Raw genomic sequence first — 21,007 nt, forward strand, 5'->3', positions numbered from 1 at the left:
TGGCTTCGAATACCACCATGCCGGGATCGCCGGACTCGTACCATACGACTCCGCTCGAATCGGCGAACACCGGGCATGTGTGCTGGTCCCGACGCGCGACCCGGACCGGCGACCCGCCGTCGAATCGGGCGTAGAAGACCTGGCCGTTCGCCTTCAGCATCACCTTCGGGTTGTCGGGATCCATGTCCGGATTGCTGTTCCCCCAATAGACGCCGGCTTCGTCCGCGACGAGCCCGTCCGGCGCGCCGTCGGACTCCGCGATTCGGTGCGATAATTGCTTCCCGGTCTCGAGCCAATGCACCTCCGTGCGAGGACCTGCGCTCGCGAGCCAGACCACGCCGCGCGGACCGAGCGCATGGTGATGCACCCATTCGGGGGACGTCAACTTCCGCGGGGTGGATTCGCCAGGACGCAGCCGCGCCAGGCCGTCAGTCCCGGCGACGAGCAACCCTTCCTCGTCCTCGCCGGCCCAACGTACCCAGCCGTTCGCTGGCGCGAAGACGACGTGCGCCGGCTTCGCCTTCGCTGCTTGCTCGCCCGCGTCGGTGCGATACGGTCCTTGCCCGTGCGTCTCGCGCGACGCCTCACCCGTCGCCCGCTGGCGAAGCCACCTGCGCAGCCGCGAACCGAGCCGTTCCATGGTCCCTCCGGGTCGGGACGGTAGCACACCCGTGCTCGCCCGGCGGCGAGGGGGAAGGCGGCGTCGCTATCCCGCGCGATCGTCATGCCGGCTCTCCGCGTGCAGCGAGGTCGCATCCGGTCGAGGGGCAGAAGACGGCGTTCTCGCTCGTGAACCACGGCTCCGCCGGGGTGACATGCCCGCGAGGACATGTTCTTTCATGCAGGCATCCGTGCAGCGGGCGGGCCGTCAGCGGCTGCGTCGCGCCGCCTCGACGAGCCCGGCGGCGCGCCAGATCTGGACCGCGTGGTCGCAGCGCGGCACGACGACGAGGTGCTCCCGGTCGGGTGTCAGCAGCACGCGCTCGATGGCGCCTTTGTTATACGGCTTCAGCGTCAGCGCGCTGCTGCCGTCGGCGCGGTTCCACAGGACCAGCAGCGGATCGTGGGCGCCGCCGGTGGCCACGAGATCGTCGGCGAGGAGCGTCGCCGTCTGGGCGCCGAGCTTGTGCTCGCCCGTGAAGCTGGCGCGCGTCTCACCGCTGGCGACATCGACGATCGCGGTCGTCAGCGCCGGGAGCAGCAGCTCGGCGCCGTGAAAACTCAGGTCGTGCGCGATGCCGTGGCTCCGCAGCAGGCGGCGCTCGAGCCCCGACTCGGGGTCGCACAGGCGCACGTTGCAGGCGGCGTCCGCAGTGATCAGGAGCTCGCCGTCGGGAGACAGCGCAGCGTCGGCCATCCACATCTGCTCGCCGGCGCGGGCGGCCAGCACGGTGCCGTCGTCGAGGTCGATCCGCGTGCGCTTGCCGTCGTGGCCGCCGACCCATGCCGAGCGGCCGTCCGGCAGCACTGCGAGCCCGTGCAGGCGGGTGTCGCAGACGGGGTGGACGGCGATGCAGTGCAGCTCCGGCCAGGTGAGGACCGCGACGGAGCCGACCCACAGCGTGGCGATCACCCGCGAGCGATCGGGCGTGAACTCGAGGCTCGAGACGGCGTCGTACGCGGCGGCGGGCACCTCGACCTCGTGCGAGCCGCCGCTGGCGAGGTCGATCACGAGGATGCCGCCGGGACGACCGAGCAGCAGCTTCGCGCCGTCGGGGTCGAGCGTCGCGCAGTAGTTCCAGCCCGCGATCGGGATGTCGCGCTCGAGACAGGCGGCCATGAGCTGCTTGCGTTCTTTCAGCGGAGCGAGTGGCATCGGCGTACTGTCGACGTGTACCAGAGGTGCGGGCCCGCGAGATCTCCGGGGCCGCGGATGGGCGGCAGCTTCGGCGGTGCCGCGTCCGAGGGGGCCGCCGGCCGCGGTCGGCGCCTGGATGCCGATGAGGACCCATCAGCGTCCCGGCGACCGATCGCGGCGCCTTGAAGTGAGGAGCGCGAACGGCTATGGCGCTGGGCCATGACCACACATCGCGCCTCCTGTAGCTGCGGCCAGCTCGGCATCACGTGCGAGGGCGACCCCGTGCGCGTCTCGATCTGTCACTGCCTCGCCTGTCAACAGCGCACCGGGAGCGCCTTCGGCGTCCAGGCGCGCTTCGCTAGCGAGCGGGTGACGTTCTTCGGCGACGCGACCGAGTTCGCGCGCGTCGGCGACAGCGGCGGGCGTGCGACCTTCCGCTTCTGTCCGAGGTGCGGCTCGACCGTGTTCTGGGAGGCCGACGGTATCCCCGGCTTCGTCACGGTCGCCGTCGGTGCGTTCGCAGATCCGGGCTTCAAGGCGCCGCAGGTGTCGGTCTACGAGGAGCGCCGCCACGCCTGGGCGATCTCGCCGGACCTCGACATCGAGCACTTCGACTGACGCGAGCGCGGAGGGACCGCGCGACGCGACGGAGCTGCGGCGCAGCCTCGTGAGCGCCGCCAGCCTGCGGTTCGCAGGCTGCGGTCGATCCTTGTCCGGCCGGTTCAAGCGTCGCGCTTGACGATGCCGCTGTAGCTCTGGAGCGATGCGGCGCTCACCGGGTCGACGTTGATCTTGTATTGGCGGTACTCGGAGATCGGCCCGTAGATCCGGCGCAGGTAGTAGCCGTCGTCGAGATCGGCCTGACCGCAATGGTCGTGAGCGCGCCGCCGAAGCCGCGCACGTGGCAGAGCTCGGCGTGGATCACGTCATTGTAGCCGGGGCTGCTGCTGGACTCGTAGTTGCACGCGACCATGTCGACGTGGCTGTCCGGGTACCAAGAACTGGGGTGCGGATTGTAGATCGTCGCCGAGCCGGTCGCCGAGCCGAGCTCCTGCACTCGACCGGGCGCGCCGGCGAAGCGGGAGCCCATGTAGCTCTGGAAGTTGGCCCACGACAGGCACGTGAAGTCGCTCTGGTCGGTGTGGAGGATGTCCTCGAAGGCCGCCAGCGGGTCGGCACCGGGGACCGCGAGGGCCGGGGCGCGAGGGCCGGGCGGCCCTCGGCGGCGATCTGCCAGTCGTGGGCGCGTTGCAGGGCCTCGGGGACGGGCGCGTCGTCGGCGGCGACCGCGAGGTACAGCTCGAGCGGGGTGGCCTGCTGGGAGGTGACGAGACCGCCGTAATCGAAGCCGCCGTCCCGGCCGAGGATCGTCACGTCGACCGGGAAGTGTCCGTCGACGTCGGCGTCGCCGCGGCTGAAGTAGATGGTGGTCTCGGCGTCGGCCTCGACCACTGCGACGATCCGGTCCTCGAGCGATTCGCCGTCCTCGTGGATCTCGAAAGCACGCGACCGGGCGCCCGCTGGCTGCGCGGCGTCCACCGAGGCGACCGGGTCGTCGACGTCGACGGAGAGCGCCGCGAGCGAGGTGTCGTCGTCGCACGCCAGCGGGGCGAAGAGGGCGAGGAGGATGAAGGAATGAATCGACTTGGTCATGTGACTCGTGCTCTTTCGGTTCAGCGTCGCCGACGCGACCCGTCGCCCCGGGGAGCAGCCCCTCGGCGCGCCTCGGCCCATCGGCGCTTCGAGAGTCGAGACCCGAGCCGAAACAATTCACGCTGCACGAAATTTTCTCCGCGGCGCTGTTTCTCCGCGAACCCGACGATGAGAGCGAGGTCGCGCGTGGATGATCCGCGGACGTGCTCGCGCCGGGGTGGCCCCGGCGCGCGCCGTGGTGCTATGAGATCAGGGTGACGCGAAGTCGCCTCTTGTGTCTGTGCCTCGTCGCCTGTCAGGCCGGAGGCCCGGGGAAGGATCCACAGGCGTCGACGGCGGATGCTTCGCTCGAGGGAGCGCCCGATCCGGCGCGTCTCGCCGCCGATCGGCGAACACGAGTGCTCGGATTCTTCGGCGACGTCGCCGATCGCATGGTCGCGGCGGTCCGGCAGGTGTCGGCGTCGGAGCCGAAGAGCCGGGTCGCGTACTCCGAGGCGCTCGCGCTCGCCACGCCGGCGGCGATGCCGTTACACACCGACCTGCTCGAGAAGTGGCAGACGAGCATGATCGAGATGGCGGCGGCGATGCTCGAGCCCGGGTTCCAGGAGGCGATGTCGGCGAGCGTTCAGCCCAAGCTGGAGGCCGCGATGAAGGAGGTCGCGGCCCCGGGCCTGCCGGAGGCCGATCCTACCGACTGCACGCGGCTGGCCCGGCGGATCGTGGAGATGGCCGGCGAGGGGCCGACGGTGAAGAAGCTGCGGGAGACGCTCGCGCACGCCTTTCAGCGCTTCGCGCCGGTCCTGCCGCCCGAGGTCGCGGCGTGCCAGCCGACCGGCCCGATCAGCCTCGCTGTGTATGACGTATGCGTGGCGGATGCGTCGAAGCCGTGACGCCGGGGCAGGTCTGCGCCGCCGCGTTCACGCCGGCGCGAGGGCGCGGTCGACGATCTCGCGGACCGCCTTCGACAGGCCCGGTTGACCGGCGATGCGCTCGAGCTGGGCGCGCATGCTCTGCTGGCGGGTGGGGTCGAAGCGGCGCCAGGGGTTGAAGGCGGCGACCAGGCGGGCGGCGAGCTGGGAGTTGTGGGGGTCGATGGCCAGCACCTTGTCGGCGACGAGGGCGTGGCCGCGGCCGTCCTTGCGGTGGAACTGATGCTGGTTGCGCACGCCGAACACGCCAACGAGCGAGCGGGCGCGGTTGGGGTTGAGCAGGTTGAAGTCGGGGTGGTCGGCGAGGGCGGTGACGCGCTCGAGCGTGTCGGGGTGGCTGGAGGCGGCCTGGAGGGCGAACCACTTGTCGAGCACCAGCGGGTCCTTGTGCCAGCGGCGGTGGAACTCGGCCAGGGCCGCGTCGCGCTCGGGGCCGCCGTGGTCGATGAGGCAGGCGAGGGCGGCCTCGCTGTCGGTCATGTTGTCGGCGAGGTGGAATTGCGACACCGCGAGGGCGACGAGCTCGGGCTCGCCGAGCGTGACGAGGTAGGCGAGGGCGAGGTTGCGGAGCTTGCGGCGGTCGACCTCGGCGCGCTCGATGCGGTACGGGCCCTGCGGCGCGCTGCTCTGATAGATGGCGAGCAGGGGCTCGCGCAGGGCGGCGGCGAGGGCCTGGACCGCGAACTCGCGGGCCTCGTGCAGGGCGTCGACGGCGACCACCGGCTGGTGCTGGCCGAGCAGCCGCTCGTTCGGCAGGGTCAGCGCCAGGGCTTTGAGCGAGCCGTCGAGGCCGGGGTCGGCGACGATCTTCGCGCAGGCGTCGACGAAGGCGCGGTCGAGCGCGAGCGGGCGGCGGGCCTCGACGTCGGCGGCGAGCCGCAGGAGCACGCGCCGGCCGAGCTCCTGGCCCGCGTCCCAGCGCGAGAAGGCGTCGGGGTCGGCGGCCATGAGGCGGGCCAGGTCGGCGTCGCTGCGCTCGACCTCGAGCTCGACCGGGGCCGAGAAGCCGCGCAGCAGCGAGGCCACCGGCGCGGCCGGGACGCCCTCGAAGCGGAAGCTCTGGCTGCGCTCGCGCAGCTCGAGCACGCGGGTGTCGGCGCCGGCGGCTGTCTCTCCGGACAGCTTGAGCGGGAGCGGGCCGCCCGGCCCGAGCAGGCCGACGGCGACCGGGATGTGCAAGAGCTCGGCGCTGGTGCGGCCGCGCGGCGGGGCCTGCTCGAGCGTGAGGGTGTAGCTGCGGGTGTTGGCGTCGTACTCGCCGCGGGCGCGCACGACCGGCGTGCCGACCTGGCTGTACCAGCGGCCGAACTGCTCGAGGTCGACGCCGTTGGCGTCGGCGAGGGCGGCGCGGAAGTCGTCGCAGGTGACGGCCTGGCCGTCGTGGCGCTCGAAGTAGAGGTCCATGCCGCGGCGGAAGCCGGCCTCGCCGAGCAGGGTCCGCATCATGCCGATGACCTCGGCGCCCTTCTCGTACACCGTGGTGGTGTAGAAGTTGTTCATCTCGATGTACGACTCGGGCCGGATCGGGTGGGCCATCGGGCCGCTGTCCTCGGCGAACTGATTGGTGCGCAGCGCCAGGACGTCGCCGATCCGCGCGACCGCGGGCGAGCCCATGTCGGCGCTGAACAGGCGGTCGCGGAAGACGGTGAGGCCCTCCTTCAAGGTGAGCTGGAACCAGTCGCGGCAGGTGACGCGGTTGCCGGTCCAGTTGTGGAAGTACTCGTGGGCGATGACCGACTCGATGCCGTCGTAGTCGTCGTCGGTGGCGGTGTCGGGCCGCGCCAGCACGTACTTGGCGTTGAACAGGTTGAGGCCCTTGTTCTCCATGGCCCCGAGGTTGAAGTCGTTGACCGCGACGATCATGTAGATGTCGAGGTCGTACTCGCGCCCGAACTTGTCCTCGTCCCAGCGCATCGAGGCCTGCAGCGAGCGCAGGGCGTGGGCGCACCGGTCGATGTTGTCGGGCTCGACCCAGATCTCGAGGCGGACGGTGCGGCCGGAGCGGGTGACGAATTCGCCGGGGAAGCAGCGCAGGTCGCCGGCCACCAGCGCGAACAGGTAGCTCGGCTTGGGGAACGGGTCGTCCCAGCGGGCGAAGTGGCGGCCGCCGTCGAGGTCGCCGGTGGCGACGCGGTTGCCGTTGGCGAGCAGCACCGGATATTTGGCCTTGTCGGCCTCGACGACGGCGCTGTAGCGGGCCATGACGTCGGGGCGGTCGAGGAACCAGGTGATCCGGCGGAAGCCCTCGGCCTCGCACTGCGTGCAGAAGTTGCCGCTCGAGCGGTAGAGGCCCGACAGCTCGAGGTTGTCCTGCGGCCGGATCTCGACCACCGTCGCCAGAGTGAAGGCGGCCCCGGGGGCGGGGATCGTGAGGCTCGTCGGGCTCACGACGTACTCGCCGGCGGACAGCTCGCGGCCGCCCAGCGCGACCGACACGTGGCGCAGGTTCTCGCCGTCGAGCACCAGCGGCGCGGCCTGGGGAGCGCCGTCCAGGCGCCGCACGGTGAGCGTGGCGTGGACCCGCGTGGTCTCCTCGCCGAGCTCGAACCGCAGGTCGACCCGGTCGATGGTGTAATCGGGGCGGCGGTAGTCCTTGCGGAAGATCGGCTGCGGCGCGGGCTTGGCCTCGGTCATGATCCTGGTGTACCGAGCGCGCCCCCTGCTTCAAGCCCGCCAGGGCCCGCGCGCGGGCTTTACCGCGGTTTGCCGGGGGCGGCGGCGTGCGAGTCGGCGCACGCCGACCCGCAGGGCGTCGGGCGGGGCGGGCGCCCGCGGCGAGGTCGCCCGGCTGACGCGACCCGCGGAGGTCTTCGCGCCGGCGACGGATGGCGGCAGTGTCGACATTGGTGATTCGCGGCACGTCGCTCGAGTGTGCATATTGTGACGCGCATCCCTGGGCGCCGGGCCGACACGGGTAGGTCCCAGGGTCGGCGCCCGCGGACGTGGGCCCTCGCGGGCGCCGATCGGGCCTGGAGGGCGAGCGGGGCGGTTTCACGGGCGCTGCGGCGGATGCTCACGCGCGGCCGGCGATCCCGCGGCGGGGCGGCGTCGCTATCCCGATCGCTTCAATGACATGAGGCCGCCCTCGCGCGATAGGCCCGCGAGGGCGGCCCTCTTACCGGAGAGATTATCGTGGAAGGAACCAGCGAAAGTGACCTGATCCTCGCCCGCGTGCGCGCGCTGATCGCCGAGAGCGTGCGCCAGCCGGCGTCCGCCATCCCGCTCGACGCCCGCGTCGACGGCAGCGAGCTCGGCATCGACTCCCTCGGGCTCATCAAGCTGATGGTGCGCATCGAGGAGACGTTCGACATCACGATGCCCGACCTCGCCGCGCCCGGGGCGGCCCCGTTCGGCTCGGTGCGCGAGGTGGCCGCGCTGGTCGCCCGCGAGGTGGCCGCGCGCCAGGCGGGAGGTGCCCAGTGACCGCCGCCGCCCACACCCGCGCCGAGCGCGAGGCCAACCTCCGCAGCGCCTTCGACCAGCGTGAACACGAGCGCCAGGCCGTGGCGGCCCACTATGAGCACAGCCCGGAGATCTTCTCGCTGGTGCTCGACAGCCGCCTGGCCTATGCGACAGGTGTATACGAGCACGCCGGCGAGGACCTCGAGACGGCCCAGGCCCGCAAGTACGCCCGGATCGCCGCCAAGCTCGACATCCGGCCCGGTCAGCGCGTGCTCGACGTCGGCTGCGGCTGGGGCTCGAACCTGCTGTACCTGGCCCAGCACAGCGAGGGCGTGTTCCAGGGCATCACCCTCAGCGCGCAGCAGCGCGAGGAAGCGCTCCGCCGGGCCCGCGCGTGGGGCGTGGCCGATCGCGTGCAGATCGACGTGTGCCACGTCGAGGACCTGAAGCTCCGGCCCGAGTCGTTCGACGCGGTGCTGTTCAGCGGCAGCATCGTCCACATGCACAACCGGCCGGCGGTGCACGAGATGGTGGGCGAGCTGCTGAAGCCCGGCGGGCGGGTGCTGATCTCCGACTGTTACTTCCCGGTCCAGCCGCGCGGCGATCGTGACAGCGCGGCCACCGAGTACATCTTCGTCGAGGCGCTCGGCTACTGCCGCCTGATCGGCCTGGCGGAGGAGCTGCAGCTGATGGAGCGCGCCGGCCTCGACATCCTCCACGTCGAGGACCTGACCCGCCACTACGCGCAGACTCTGGCCCACTGGATCGACAACGTGCGCAAGCACCGAAAGACGATCGACGCCATGGCCCCGGGCTTCGCCGCGGTGCTGCAGCAGTACATGACCGTGGCGCGCATGAGCTTCGCCCGCCGCACCGCGCTCGAGTACATGATCCTGGCGACGAAGGGCGCGCCGACGGTGGACCCGGGGGCGTGGCCGATCGCGCAGAAGGGCGGGCGGTCGTGAGCGCGCGGACGCTGGCAGGTCTGCTGAAGGCGCGCGCCGAGAGCTGCGCCGAGGCGGTCGCGCTGCGCTGCCGGGTGAGCGGCGACGAATGGCGCGAGTACACGTGGGCGGGCTACTGGGACGGCGCCCGCCGGGCCGCCGCGGGGCTGTGGGCCCGCGGGGTCCGCCCCGGCGATCACCTGCTGATGCTGGTGACCGACGTCGAATCGGCGGTGCTGACATTGTTCGGGGCGTGGTCGATCGGCGCGGTGCCGATCCAGGTCGGGCTGCCGTTCCGCCTCACGGATGTCGCCGGCTTCATCGCCCAATTGGAGGACACCGCGGCCCGGCTCGACGCCCGCGCGCTGGTGCTGTCGGCGGCGCTGGCCCCGTTCGCGCCGACGTCGGCGGGGCTGCCGGTGCACGTGGCGGAGGAGCTGAGCGCGAGCGATCCGGTGGACGGGCTGCCGCACCCCGACTCGTTCGCGGCCGACACGGCGCTGATTCAGCTGACCAGCGGCAGCACCGGCGAGCCGCGCGGGGTGGTGCTGACGCACGAGCGACTGCTGCGCCACCTGGCGTGCATGAGCCGGGTGCTGCCGAGCCACGAGGCTTCGGTGGCGGTGTCGTGGCTGCCGCTGCACCACGACATGGGGCTCATCGGCGGGCTGCTGTTCCCGTTTTACAACGGCTTCGTCGCCAACATGATGTCGCCGCTCGACTTCCGCGCGCGGCCGCTGGTGTGGCTGGAGGCGATGGCGCGGTTCAAGGCGACGATCTGCGCGGCGCCGCCTTCCGCCTACGCGATGCTGCTGCGGCTGGCGCCGAAGGCGATCGCGGCCGGCCACGACCTGTCGGCGTGGGAGTGCGCGATGATCGGGGCCGAGCCGATCGCGGCGCCGCTGCTGCGCCGCTTCGCCGACGCGTTCGCGCCGGTCGGCTTCCGCGCGGAGGCGTTCTTTCCGGTCTATGGATTGGCGGAGGCGACGGTGGCGGTGAGCTTCCCGCGCCTTCTGGCGCCGACGCGGGTGCTGCGGGTCGATCGCGCGGCGCTCGAGCGCGACGGGTCGGTGACGCCGTCCGAGGAGGCCCACGCGCTCGAGCTGGTGGCGGTGGGTCGAGCGATCCCGGAGACCAAGTTGCGCATCGTCGACGCGGCGGGCGAGCTGCTCCCGGAGCGCCGGGTCGGCGAGATCCGCGTGTGCGCCTCGACGCTGATGCAGGGCTATTACAAGGACCCCGCGGCCACCGAGGCGGCGCTGGCGGAGGGCTGGCTGCGCACCGGCGACCTCGGCTTCGTCGACCGCGGCGAGCTGTTCATCACCGGTCGTTGCAAGGACATCATCATCCGCGGCGGGCTCAACCTGATCCCGTCGGTGATCGAGGACATCGCCGCCGAGGTCGAGGGCGTGCGCGCGGGCGGGGTCGCGGCGGTGGGGGTGCGCGATCCGGAGCTCGAGACCGAGGTCGCGTACCTGGTCGTCGAGACACGTCTCGAAGGACAGGAACAAAAGGACCTGCGGGCGCGCCTCGACGCGGCGTTGCAGCTGCGCGGCGTCACGGTCGATCGCATCGTCATGGTGACCCCGGGCGCGCTGCCGAAGACGACCAGCGGCAAGCTGCGGCGCGGCGAGATCGCGGCGGCGCTCGGCCGCGGCGAGCTGCTGTGATTCGCCGGCGCGAGGTTCTCCTCAGACCAATAGGCTGATGGGAGCCTCGCGCTTCACAGCACGGGGGGGCGGCTGAGCCGGGATGGCGGGCAAGCGGCGCTCGGGTCGCGTGACCTCTGACGCGAGCGACCGCTCGCATCAGCCGGCGTGAAACGTGCTGTCAGGCGAGGAATTCGAGGACGCGCGCGCGCCACGGCTCGGGGGCCTCGATGGCCACCGTGTGCCCGACGTCGGGCAGCACCTCGACGCGCGCAGGGGTCGGAAACGCGGCCGCGAGGGCCTCCAGCTCGCTGGGCGAGGCCAGGCGGTCGAGCTCGCCGGCCAGCAGCAGGACGGGGGCCCGCACTCGCGGCGCGAGCTTCAGCGGCGCCCACAGCGAGTCGGGCCCGTCGTCCAGAGTCTGCGCGAACAGGGCGGCGGTGTTTTCATAAGCGTTGCGCCGCACGGTAGCCTTGACGAAGGCGGCGAGCACCGACTCGTTGGCCTCGAGGTAACGCGGGCCGAGTGTGTCGGCCAGGCTGAGCCATGCCAGCGCCTCGAGGTCGCCGGTCCCGAGCGCCTCGCGCCAGGCGCGGAGGATCACCCGCGCGAGCGCCCCGCGACCGGCGCCGACGCCCGACAGCACCAGCCGCCGCACCCGCTCGGGGCGCTCCGCCGCGATGCCGAGCGCGATGCGGCCGCCGAACGAGAAGCCGCACAGGTCGACCGGCTCGGTCACGCCGAGCGCGTCGAGCAAATGCTCGAAGTCGCCGACGTGGACCGGCGGCGACACGTCGCGCGTGGCGAGCCGCGTCTGGCCTTGCCCGCGCGCCTCGTATACGAGCACCGGCCGCTGCGCCGACAGGGGCCGGACCTGCGCGCCCCAGCTGGCCAGGGTCTGGGTCATGCCGCCGACGATCACGAGCGGCGGCGCGGTCCCGTCGCTCGGCCCCGGGTGGCGATCGATCTGCACCTGGCCCACGGCTCCCGGACCGGCGACAGGGTCGGGGATGGTGATCGGCTCGGGCACGCGAAAGCGGAGAGTAGAGCCGCCTGCGCGCGGTTTCAAGGGGCCGCGGGTCCCACCAGCGCGGTGCCCCGGGCGCGTGGACGTGCTCGACGTCTGCGCACGTGCCGGAGGTGAACGAGCCGAGGTCGTGCTCGCGCTGCAGCTGCCAGGCGGCATGCATCGTGGGCGTCGTGCAGGCTCACCGCCTGCTGCGGATCGTGCAACCGCGGGAGGCAGTCCGCGCATGCAATGATGATGGACAGGGGAGGGCCGAGAGGGAGCGCTCGTTCGCGCCGCGGGAATCTTCTGTCGCACGGCGCGGCCACATGCGCTGCCAGGGGGTGCGTACTGCCCAGAGTATGTCGTGCGATTCACGCGTTGCAGGCGTCACGCGAATCATGAGACCGGCTCTCCGGTCGGCAGGCCGCGCGAGCGAGCGACCGGGATGTTGGGTGGTGTTTCGAGGCCACTACGGTGCTGGCGAGGGCGTTCGGGGCGGTAGATCTGCGGTGCTCGCCGGTGGACGCGTGTCCGAAGACTCGTGGTTTGGGCGCGGAACGATTGTGTCATTCTCGCGACAAACCGGTAATGCTCGGCGGAATGCCGTTCCGCGCGGAGAGTGGACCCCTTGCGGGGGAAAATCACGATCCGCGTGGCGCGAACCCGACGACGTTTGTCACGCAGGTGTGACAATAAAGCCATCGTTCTGCAAACTCGGCCTGACACCTTCGCGGCGGCGCCGAAGCCTGCGAGACGGCGTCGGACGGCGGAATTACCCGGCGTCGACGGGACTCAGCCCGATCTCGCACCGGCCCGCTCCGTGACGATCGTGACCAGAACGTAACAAGGAACCGAGCCGCCGGCCCTGGCCGAGCGGAGCCCGCGCAGGCGCTCTCGCTAGCGCGGGGAGGCGATGACCGGGCGGCCCGAAGCGACCGCCGGGACGAGTCTTCGCCGCAGCGTCGGCCGACGTCACCGCCGTCGTCGCCCGATCGAGGCCTTGTTTTGTCAGCACCGCACCCGCCGAGACTCCGATGATTCGCCGCCGCCGATTCGTGTCCTCGCGCTCGCTCCAAGTCGCCGCCGGCCTCGCCGCGGTCCTCGCCGGGGGGCAGGCACGCGCGGCCGCTCCGCCCGAGCCGGACCTCGAGATGTGGAGTCAGGTGCTCATCGACGCCAACCTCGACGCGCGGGCGAAGGGCCTGCGGCTGTCGCTCGACCTGCAGATGCGGCGGATGAACGCGCCGCTGCAGTACATCAAGGACATGTCGGGGACGGTGACGGAGACGCGGCAGAACCCGAACACCGTGGCCATCGTGCGCCCGGCGATCGGGTACATGTGGGCCAAGTGGGGCGGGCTGTTCCTCGGCTACGCGTGGCAGCCGGACTTCTTCGACGACCGCGCGGTCGCTCGCGTCAAGAACATCGACGAGCACCGCATCTACACGCAGTTCAACCTGCGCTGGCAACGAGAGGGCCGCTTCGACCTCGGCTGGCGCAGCCGGCTGGAGCACCGGGTCCGCTTCCACGGGCCGGGCAGCGACGACATCGTCGACGGCGAGCCGCAGGACAAGGGGCTGTCCCGCTGGGCCCACCGGTTCCGCCAGCAGGTCCGCTTCGCCGTCCACTTCAAGAAGGACGCCCCGTGGCAGTTCATCGTCTGGGACGAGTTCTTCTTCCACCTCAACGAGACGGCCTTCACGACGCAGCGCGGGTTCGACCAGAACCGCGCGTTCGTCGGCATCGGCTACGACACCAAGCCGGTGCGCGTCGAGGTCGGCTACCTCAATCAATACGTGCGCCGCTTCCACGACCCCGATCAGCTGAATCACGTGTTCGCGCTGAACTTCATCATCAAGCTCGGCCACGCCAAGCACGCGCCCGCGCCCGCTCAGCCGGCGCCCGTCCAGCCGCCGCCGCATCCCTGACCGCGGGCTTCGTTCGAGCAGACCGACCGCAGGGAATGACGCGACCGTCGACGGCGTGACGATCGGCGCGCTCGCGCCTCGGGAGAATCGTCGGTGTGGCGATTCGCCGGAGCGTCGCGGCCGGCCGTGAAGGCGCCGCCCGATCGGCGCGGCGGGCGTCGCGTGGCGCGGGCCGCTGCTCGCTCGTTCGCAGCGGCGGCTGCGCAGGATCCGGCGAGGCGGCGAATCATTCGCCTCGCGCGGCGCGCAGGCGCGATCGCGCGCGATGTCCCGGTCGTCGCGCCGGGGTCGGGCCTTGTTGGTCGGCCCCGTGCCGGGGCTGCCATGATTCGCCGCCCATCGCGCCTGCTCCCGCTCGTCGTCGGCGTCGCCGCGCTCGTCGCCGGCGGACCGGCCGGCGCGACCACGCCGCCCGAGCCGGACGTGGGTATCTGGAATCAGGTGATGCTCGACGGCAACCTCGACGCCAAGGCCAAGGGTTTGCGCCTCCAGCTCGACTTTCACCTGCGGCGGATGAACTCCCCGCTGCAATACATCCGGGACATGGCGGGGCAAATCGTGGAGACGCGGCAGAACCCCAACACGTTCGTCGTGGTGCGGCCGGCCATCGGCTATATGTGGGCCAAGTGGGGCGGGCTGTTCGCCGGTTACATCTGGCTGCCCGACTTCTTCGACGACCCCGAGTTCGCGCGCACCCGCAACGTCGACGAGCACCGCATCTACACCCAGCTGACGCTGCGCTGGGCGGTGGAGGGCCGCTTCGACATCAACTGGCGCAACCGCGTGGAGCACCGGATCCGCACCCACGGCCTCGGCAGCGACGATGTCGTCGACGGGGTGCCGCAGACGATGGGGATGAGCCGCTGGGCCCACCGGTTCCGCCAGCAGCTCCGCGTCGCCATCAATTTCAAAGAGACGCGCCGTGGCAGCTCCTGTTGTACGACGAGTTCTTCTTTCACCTGACCCGCACCGCGTATACCGAGCCCGGCTTCGATCAGAACCGGATCTTCGTCGGCCTGGCGTACGACACCAAGCCGGTCCGCGTCGAGTTCGGCTACCTCAATCAGTACATCGTCCGCCCGCGCGACCCGGACAACAGCAATCACCTGTTCTCGCTGGCGTTCATCATCAAGCTGGCGCCGGGGCAGAAAAAGGCGTCGGCCGCGAATCAGGCCGCGCCGGCGCCGAGGCGCTGACCGGGCGTGACGGGCAGCCGCGCGCCGTCGCATGTATGATGAGACATGCCCTTATGGTCATGTCTCACATCATGCCTGAGGCCCGAATACCGCTCGCTGTCGAGGTGGGCCATCATCGGCGCCGGGTAGCGCTCGCCGGCCACTTCCGTCGCGGGCACTGCGGTCTCGAGCGCCGCGACCTCGGCCGGCGTCAGCGCGATCGCCAGGGCGGCGATGCTGTCGGCGATCTGCTGCGGCGTGCGCGAGCCGATCGTCGGGATCACCGTCACGCCCTGCGCGGCGCCCTTGGCCCGCGCCCAGGCGATGGCGAGCTGCGCGGGCGAGACGTCGCGGTCTTTGGCCAGGCGGTGCAGGGCTGCGACGAGGGGCTGGTTCTTGGCCGCGTTGTCGCCGGAGAAGCGGGGCAGGTGGGCCCGCATGTCGTCGCCCGTCGGCTTGCTGCCGGTGAGCAGCCCGCGCGACAGCACCCCGTAGGCCGTCATCGCCATGCCGTGGGTGCGCAGCGCCGGGATGATCGTCGCCTCGGGGCCGCGGCTCGCCAGGCCGTACTCGATCTGCAGGTCGCACAGCGGGTGCACCGCGGCGGCGCGGGCGATCGTCTCGGCGCCGACCTCCGACAGGCTGATGTAGCGGACGTAGCCGGCCTTCACCATCTCGGCGAGCGCGCCGATGGTGTCCTCGATCGGCACGCGCGGGTCGAGGCGGGCCGGGCGGTAGATGTCGATGTAGTCGACGCCGAGGCGCGTGAGGCTGTAGGCCAGCGCGCTCTTGCTCGCGGCCGGGCTGGCGTCGAAGCCGAGGAACGCGCCGTCGGGCCCGCGCAGGCCGCCGTACTTGACGCTGAGCAGGACGCGGTCGCGGCGGTCGGCGATCGCCTTGCCGACCAGCAGCTCGTTCTTGCCCATGCCATAGAAGTCGCCGGTGTCGAGCACATTGACGCCGCGCTCGAGCGCGGCGTGGATGGTGGCGACGCCCTCCGCGTCGTCGTGCTTGCCGTACCAGCTGCCGGCGCCGAGGCCCATGCAGCCGAGAGCGAGCGGGAAGACGGCGGGGCCGTGCGTACCGAGCTTCGTTGTCCGAGTCGTCATGGGCCCCAACGTAGCCCCTGGCGCTTTATCTTCCCAGTGAATAGGATGAATGCGACACATGAACAACATTTATGGACGGGACCTCGACCTCAACCTGCTGCGCGTGTTCGCCGTCGTCGCGGAGGTCGGCAGTGTCACCGAGGCGGCCAAGCGGCTGTACCTGACGCAGCCGGCTGTCAGCGCGGCGCTGCGGCGGCTGACGACCGCCGTGGGCGCGCCGCTGTTCGTGCGCAGCGGTCGCGGGCTGGTGCTGACGAGCCGCGGCGAGCGCCTGCGGGCCGGCGTCCAGCCGCACCTGCAGCCGCTCATCGACGCAGCTCTGGCGGCTCCTTCGTTCGATCCGTCGACCAGCGAGCGCACCCTCCGGCTCGGCCTGTCCGACTCCACCGAGCTGTGGCTGCTGCCGCGCCTCTTGCAGGTGCTCGCGGTCGAGGCCCCGCGCATGCGCGTGGTAGCGATCCCGGTCCAGTTTCGCACCGTGGGGGCCGCCCTCGCCGCGGGCCTCGACGCCGCGGTCACGGTCGCCGACGAGCTGCCGACCGCGATCCGGCGCGAGCGCCTGATCTCCGGCGGCTTCACCTGCCTGTTCGACCCGCGCCACGTCCGCCTGCGCAAGCTGACCGAGCGCGAGTACTTCGCCCAGGAGCACATCATCGTCTCGTACAACGGCGACCTGCGCGGGGTCGTCGAGGACTACCTCGGCAAGGCGCGGAACATCCGCTGCTCGGTCTCGTCGTTCGCCCACCTCGGGGCGCTGATCGACGGCACGGCGATGCTGGCGACCATCCCGGCGCTGGTGGCCGAGCAGATCCGCGAGGTCCGGCCGCACCTCCGCACCGCGCCGCTGCCGTTCGCCATGCCGCTCGGGACCATGGAGCTGCTCTGGCCGGTCGCCACCGACGACGACCCGCCGTGCCGCTTCGCTCGCGCGCACATCAAGCAGATCGCCCGGGCGGTGGCGGCGGATTGAGGGCGGCGAGTCGGCGCGACGAGATGTCTGATGGGACAGGTGATATCAATCGCCGGACAGCCGCGGTCGCGGTCTCGGGCGCTCCTGTCGCGAGGCGAAGGCTCGCCGGGACCCGGCACGATGCAATGACCCGTGGCATCCCCGAGGGGGAACATCCTGTGCGTCGAGGCAGGCGCGTCGAGGCAGGCGGCGGGCGAGTGAGGCAAGTCTTGCATCGCCGCAGCCACGCGGCGAGGCGCCGCGCGAGCCCGTGCTAGCGTGCGCGCGCGGTGCCGTCGATCGTCGCGCACCGCCGCGACAACCCCCATCCCCCCGCGATCACGATGACGAAGAAGGCGAATCCCACCACCTCCACGCCGGGCGCCGGTGATCCGCTCGGACCGAAGCACGCCAAGCTGCTCGAGTTCCTCGCCACGCGCGGACAGGTCGAGTTCGACGCCAAGCAGGTCAAGCGCGGCCAGCAGCTGCTGAAGCAGGCCCGCGCCGAGCTGCTCGGGCCGCTGCCGAAGGACGCGACCGTGGCGATCTTCGACGGCTGGGTCCGGCGCGTCACGCTGAGCACGAGCGAGGCGGCGGCGCTGTGGCCCGAGATCGCGGCCGCCCCGGCGCTGGCGCAGCTCGAGGAGATCGAGCTGCGGATCGACGACGGGACGGAGGCGTGGGTCGAGGTCGCAAAGCGCCAGCCGCTGCGAGTCACGCGGTTTCACTTCAACGGCGACAACGTCGACCCGGACACCGGCGAGGTGCTCTCGGAGGACGAGAACTCGGGCCGCCTGGTGGCGGCCGCCAACGCGGTGGGCTACGCGACCGAGCTGGTGCTCGAGGTCTACTTCGACGACACGTCGTCGCTGGCCGGGCTCGGTCTGCCGGAGCTGACCTGCCTGTGGGTCAAGGCGATGAACTGCGGCCTCATCGAGCCCGACGCGGCGGTGATGGCCACGCTGAAAGAGGCCCGCCTGCCGCGGCTCGTGCGGCTCGGCTGGGAGAGCTACTTCTCGGTCGAGCCGGCGGTCGTGATCGCCCTGCTGCCGCACGTCACCGAGCTCGGCTTCTTCGGCAAAAACTCAAACGCGGTGCTGCCGGAGCTGGTCGCCGCGCGCCCGTCGCTGACCGCGATCGGGGTGCTCAGCCTGGACAGCGACGACCCCGACGCGCTCGACGACGACACGTTGCGCAAGCTCGGCGAGGGCAAGCGCCTGCTCGGGCCGCGCACCCGCTACGTGCAGGCTTTCAACGCGGGGTTCCGGATCTTGCACACCCTGGACCGCGCGGCCGACGGGACGGCGCAGTTCGCCGCGCTGCGCGGCCGCAACTGCCAGGACGCAGACGTGCACTTTCAGTACGGGACGGCGATCGAGGACGACCACGAGGCGGTAAACGCCTTCTGCGAGGCGCTGCTGCTCGACCCCGATCACGCGCCGACGCACAACAACCTCGGCAACGCGCTGGTCCGCCTCGGCCGCTGGCGCCCGGCGATCTGGCACCTCAAGCGCTACCTCGAGGTCGAACCGAGCTGGGCCTCGGGGTGGGAGAACATCGCCAAGGCCCACCGCGCGCTCGGCGAGGAGGAGGCGGCCCTGGCCGCCGAGGCGAACATCCCGCCGAAAGAGGCGTGAGCCGCGGCGGCGGGAACGGCGGCGCGCCGCCGCCCGCGATGCCTCGATCGTCGGACCCCGCGAGCGGGATGGTCTCCGGGACATGTCCGTTCGGTCATGTCTTTTGGAATATCCTCGGGGACAGTCGAGACGTCCCCCTGGAAGGCTCACTGAAGCGGCTGGTCCATGCGGGCCGCGGAAGGGCCCGGCACCCCGCCGTCACAGCCGCTGCAGGCCCCACGGCGGCGCGGCGTTGATCAGCCAGCCGGCGCGGCACTTCATGCGCACCTGGCGGAACTCGGCGCCGGCCTTGGTGGCCGTCCACGTGTATTCGCCGGGCGGGACCTGGACGAACAGGACGCCGCCGTCGTCGCTGGTCTCGGTCAGGCCGGGCTCGGGGATCACGCTCGAGTTGAAGTAGACCGGGCCGTTCTCGGCCGGCAGCGGCGGGTCGAGGGTGACGACCACGTCGGCCTCGCCGTGGGCGCCCTCGTCGTAGATCGACTTGCCGACGCGGGTCACGGTGGTGACCATCTGGCAGTACTCGCTCTCGTTCGGCGTGACCATGACGATCGCGGCCAGGGCGTCGTAAATGGCGTGGGTGACCGCCTGGAAGGTGATCCGCTGCAGGCCCGCCTCGGGCACGACGTGGGTGCCGGTCTGGATCGGGTGATAGTCGGGGTGCGTCATCGTCAGCGTGACGTCGGCGCCGACCGGCAGGCCCTCGAACTTGAACTTGCCGTCGGCGCCGGTGACCACGGTACGCTCGGGGAACTCGAGGATCGCAACCTCGGCGCCGGCGATCCGCCCGTTCGGGCTGGCGTCGAACGGGATCGCGTCGCCCTCGACGGTCGCCACCAGCAGGCCGCTGCAGTCGGCCTTGCACTTGCCGCCGACGCCGTTGTCCGGGCCGTCGTCGCAGGCCTCGTCGCCCGCGACCTCGCCGTCGCCGCACACGGCGTCGCCCGTCTCGCCCTGCGTGGTGGCCTGGGTGTCGCCGTCGCTGCCGGCCGATCCGGCGTCGCCGCAGGCCAGGAGGCCGCACAGGACGAGGACGCCGGGGCGGCGGAGCAGGAGGCCGGGGAGCGAGGGGCGGACGAGGCGCGGGCGCATGGACGCGAGCATCCGCCAATTGCTGCGGGAGATGCAACCGCGGCGCGGCCGAGGTTTTCGCAGATCCGCCGAGCGGCGAGACCGGGAAGCGACGATGCGTGGAGCGGCGGACTCGCGGCCCGACCGCGGGACGCATCGCGGTCGGGACCTCCGGCGGTCTCGTGAGTGGCAAAATGTCGAGGGGCGAGTCGCAGAATGTGCAGCGAGGGATGCGTCGCCGTGGATGGCGTGGACTCGCGGGTGAAGTGGTGGCAGGGATGAGATCCGGCGAATGTGCAGGCAGATGCGATGAGCGTGATCGTGTCCCGCCGTATGGATGGTGTGGGCGGGGTCTGGTGATGCATGCGATGCGGTATTCGTGCGCGCGTCTTCATGGCCGGTATGGACGCATCGCTCGCATCGCCCCGCGTGCAGCGGGCGGCTGCGTGGGCGCGCAGGGACGGCATTGTCGACAGCGCGGGCGCGAATTGCCGCGTGCGCTTCGGGGTTGGGTTCGCGGCCGAGGCCGGCTAGTCTGCCCCGCCGATGCTCGCGCTCACCACGTGCGCCGCGCTGCTCCTCGGGCCTGGGCCCGGGCAGGGCGCGGGGATGCCGGAGGTCCGCTGGGAGGCGCCGCCCGGCTGCCCCGACGAGGCCTCGGTGAAGGCGCAGATCGCCGCGCTGCTGGCGCGGGCGCCGGCCCGGACCGGCCAGGCGCCGCAGGTGAACCTGCGCGTCGAGGCGCTGCCGGGCGGGCGCTGGCGGCTCGATGCGACCATCACCAGCCGCGAGGGGCAGGGCCGCCGCAGCCTCGAGGGCGACCGTTGCGAGGCGCTGGCCGAGGCGGCCGCGCTGTTGACCGCCATCGCGGCCGCGCCCGAACTGCAGCAAGCGGGCCCTTCCGGCCCGCTTTCAGAGGAGGCGCCCGCGCAGCCGGCCCAGGAGGCGCCAGGAGGGCCGGCCGCGAACCAGCGGGCGCCGGGAGGGCCGGCGGCGAACCAGGGCGCATCGCGAGGGCCGGCGGGGCAGGAGGCACCGCAGGGCCTGCCGGCCAGGAGGCGCCCGGGATCCAAGGTTCGGAGCCGGCGCCCGGCGGCCCGGCAGAGGGTCCGGAGACGGGTTGGGCGCCCGGCGCCGGGGGCGAGCTCGAGCCCGAACTGCCGGGCGCCGTCACCGGGCGGGAGACTCCGCCGGGGGTGTCGGCCCCCAATCGCCCGCGCAGCCCGCTGAGGGCCACCCTGGGCCTGGGCGCGGGCATCGGCGCGGGCGCGCTGCCGGGGGTCTCGGCGCTGCTGCGGGCCGCGGTCGGCCTGCGCGGCCGGCACTGGTCGGTGGCGCTGACGCAGAGCTTTTGGCTGCCGCGCGACCTGCCCGCGGCCGGCGATCCGGACGTCGGCGGGCGGATGTGGCTCGCGGCCACCGGCGTGCAGGGCTGCGGGATCGTCGGCAAGGGCCGGGTCGAGGCGCCGCTGTGCGCCGGCGTCGCCGCGGGGGCCCTGCGCGGGCGCGGGATCGGCGACCTCTCGGCCTCGTACCGCGCCACCTCGGCGTGGGCGGCCGCGACCGTGGGGCCGAGCCTGCACGTGCGGGTGGCCCCCAAGGTGGCGCTGACTCTCGGCGCCGAGCTGCTGGTCATGCTGACCCGCGTGCGCTTCGAGGTCGCCCAGGCCGGCGAGGTCTGCTGCAGCGCGCCCGTGGGCGCCACCGGGAGCCTCGGCGTCGAGGTGAGGTTGCCGTGAGCCGCGGGCCAACGA

General features: G+C 71.9%; 19 protein-coding genes. 11 read left to right on the plus strand and 8 right to left on the minus strand.

Features of this window, described 5'->3' with window-relative positions:
- Positions 1-868 precede the first annotated feature (868 nt).
- Positions 869-1,816 carry a WD40 repeat domain-containing protein gene (locus OV079_RS02200; RefSeq protein ID WP_267765940.1) on the minus strand — a complete coding sequence of 316 codons (948 nt, stop codon included), beginning with the start codon at positions 1,814-1,816 and terminating at the stop codon, positions 869-871.
- 201 nt (positions 1,817-2,017) lie between these two features.
- Between OV079_RS02200 and OV079_RS02205 the strand changes: the two genes are divergently transcribed.
- A complete protein-coding gene (locus OV079_RS02205) occupies positions 2,018-2,416 on the plus strand; it encodes a GFA family protein (protein WP_267765941.1) in 399 nt (132 codons plus the stop codon).
- Positions 2,417-2,570: 154 nt separating this feature from the next.
- Here the strand turns inward: OV079_RS02205 and OV079_RS02210 are convergent, their stop codons facing one another.
- Both OV079_RS02210 and OV079_RS02215 read right to left on the minus strand, forming a co-directional pair.
- The gene (locus OV079_RS02210) at positions 2,571-2,723 is read right to left on the minus strand and encodes a hypothetical protein (RefSeq protein ID WP_267765942.1); all 153 of its coding nucleotides are present in this window, start codon (positions 2,721-2,723) and stop codon (positions 2,571-2,573) included.
- A complete protein-coding gene (locus OV079_RS02215; RefSeq protein ID WP_267765943.1) occupies positions 2,720-3,451 on the minus strand; it encodes a hypothetical protein in 732 nt (243 codons plus the stop codon). Before OV079_RS02215 ends, OV079_RS02210 begins: the two co-directional genes overlap by 4 nt.
- 398 nt (positions 3,452-3,849) lie before the next feature.
- On the opposite strand from OV079_RS02215, the gene OV079_RS02220 reads away from it, so the two are divergent.
- The gene (locus tag OV079_RS02220; RefSeq protein ID WP_267765944.1) at positions 3,850-4,341 is read left to right on the plus strand and encodes a hypothetical protein; all 492 of its coding nucleotides are present in this window, start codon (positions 3,850-3,852) and stop codon (positions 4,339-4,341) included.
- A gap of 27 nt (positions 4,342-4,368) precedes the next feature.
- On the opposite strand, the gene pepN is transcribed toward OV079_RS02220, so the two are convergent.
- Positions 4,369-7,014, minus strand: coding sequence for an aminopeptidase N (gene pepN, locus OV079_RS02225; protein WP_267765945.1), 2,646 nt, complete (start codon positions 7,012-7,014; stop codon positions 4,369-4,371).
- A gap of 498 nt (positions 7,015-7,512) precedes the next feature.
- On the opposite strand from pepN, the gene OV079_RS02230 reads away from it, so the two are divergent.
- Genes OV079_RS02230 through OV079_RS02240 form a run of 3 tightly spaced genes read left to right on the plus strand, consistent with a single transcriptional unit; the run spans position 7,513 to position 10,396 of the window.
- Positions 7,513-7,803 carry an acyl carrier protein gene (locus tag OV079_RS02230; protein ID WP_267765946.1) on the plus strand — a complete coding sequence of 97 codons (291 nt, stop codon included), beginning with the start codon at positions 7,513-7,515 and terminating at the stop codon, positions 7,801-7,803.
- A complete protein-coding gene (locus tag OV079_RS02235; protein ID WP_267765947.1) occupies positions 7,800-8,747 on the plus strand; it encodes a class I SAM-dependent methyltransferase in 948 nt (315 codons plus the stop codon). The genes OV079_RS02230 and OV079_RS02235 overlap by 4 nt, the downstream gene beginning before the upstream one ends.
- On the plus strand, positions 8,744-10,396 hold the full coding sequence (locus tag OV079_RS02240; RefSeq protein ID WP_267765948.1) for an AMP-binding protein: 1,653 nt from the start codon (positions 8,744-8,746) through the stop codon (positions 10,394-10,396). The genes OV079_RS02235 and OV079_RS02240 overlap by 4 nt, the downstream gene beginning before the upstream one ends.
- Positions 10,397-10,556: 160 nt before the next feature.
- Here the strand turns inward: OV079_RS02240 and OV079_RS02245 are convergent, their stop codons facing one another.
- Positions 10,557-11,405 (minus strand): alpha/beta fold hydrolase, encoded by an 849-nt coding sequence (locus OV079_RS02245; RefSeq protein ID WP_267765950.1) that lies wholly within the window; start codon positions 11,403-11,405, stop codon positions 10,557-10,559.
- Between the two features lie 1,013 nt (positions 11,406-12,418).
- Between OV079_RS02245 and OV079_RS02250 the strand changes: the two genes are divergently transcribed.
- From OV079_RS02250 to OV079_RS02260, 3 genes are all read left to right on the plus strand, one after another.
- Positions 12,419-13,312 carry a DUF2490 domain-containing protein gene (locus OV079_RS02250; RefSeq protein WP_267765951.1) on the plus strand — a complete coding sequence of 298 codons (894 nt, stop codon included), beginning with the start codon at positions 12,419-12,421 and terminating at the stop codon, positions 13,310-13,312.
- A 324-nt stretch (positions 13,313-13,636) separates the two neighbouring features.
- Positions 13,637-14,275 (plus strand): DUF2490 domain-containing protein, encoded by a 639-nt coding sequence (locus OV079_RS02255; protein WP_267765952.1) that lies wholly within the window; start codon positions 13,637-13,639, stop codon positions 14,273-14,275.
- Entirely contained in the window at positions 14,248-14,508 is a 261-nt protein-coding gene (locus tag OV079_RS02260) for a DUF2490 domain-containing protein (RefSeq protein ID WP_267765953.1), read from the plus strand. Before OV079_RS02255 ends, OV079_RS02260 begins: the two co-directional genes overlap by 28 nt.
- On the opposite strand, the gene OV079_RS02265 is transcribed toward OV079_RS02260, so the two are convergent.
- Positions 14,481-15,596 (minus strand): aldo/keto reductase, encoded by a 1,116-nt coding sequence (locus OV079_RS02265; protein ID WP_267765954.1) that lies wholly within the window; start codon positions 15,594-15,596, stop codon positions 14,481-14,483. The two genes, OV079_RS02260 and OV079_RS02265, sit on opposite strands and share 28 nt — an antisense overlap.
- A gap of 58 nt (positions 15,597-15,654) precedes the next feature.
- Here OV079_RS02265 and OV079_RS02270 point away from each other — a divergent pair, with 58 nt between their 5' ends.
- Together OV079_RS02270 and OV079_RS02275 are read left to right on the plus strand one after the other, a co-directional pair.
- A complete protein-coding gene (locus OV079_RS02270) occupies positions 15,655-16,566 on the plus strand; it encodes a LysR family transcriptional regulator (protein WP_267765955.1) in 912 nt (303 codons plus the stop codon).
- A 269-nt stretch (positions 16,567-16,835) separates the two neighbouring features.
- Positions 16,836-18,182, plus strand: coding sequence for a hypothetical protein (locus OV079_RS02275; RefSeq protein WP_267765956.1), 1,347 nt, complete (start codon positions 16,836-16,838; stop codon positions 18,180-18,182).
- A gap of 198 nt (positions 18,183-18,380) precedes the next feature.
- Here the strand turns inward: OV079_RS02275 and OV079_RS02280 are convergent, their stop codons facing one another.
- Together OV079_RS02280 and OV079_RS02285 are read right to left on the minus strand one after the other, a co-directional pair.
- The gene (locus OV079_RS02280) at positions 18,381-19,274 is read right to left on the minus strand and encodes a hypothetical protein (RefSeq protein ID WP_267765957.1); all 894 of its coding nucleotides are present in this window, start codon (positions 19,272-19,274) and stop codon (positions 18,381-18,383) included.
- 509 nt (positions 19,275-19,783) lie between these two features.
- Entirely contained in the window at positions 19,784-20,035 is a 252-nt protein-coding gene (locus tag OV079_RS02285) for a hypothetical protein (RefSeq protein ID WP_267765958.1), read from the minus strand.
- A 414-nt stretch (positions 20,036-20,449) separates the two neighbouring features.
- Here OV079_RS02285 and OV079_RS02290 point away from each other — a divergent pair, with 414 nt between their 5' ends.
- Complete coding sequence (locus OV079_RS02290) at positions 20,450-20,992, plus strand: hypothetical protein (protein ID WP_267765959.1); 543 nt, start codon at positions 20,450-20,452, stop codon at positions 20,990-20,992.
- Positions 20,993-21,007 lie beyond the last annotated feature (15 nt).

It is taken from the genome of Nannocystis pusilla, from assembly GCF_026626665.1.
Taxonomy (GTDB): domain Bacteria; phylum Myxococcota_A; class Polyangia; order Nannocystales; family Nannocystaceae; genus Nannocystis; species Nannocystis pusilla.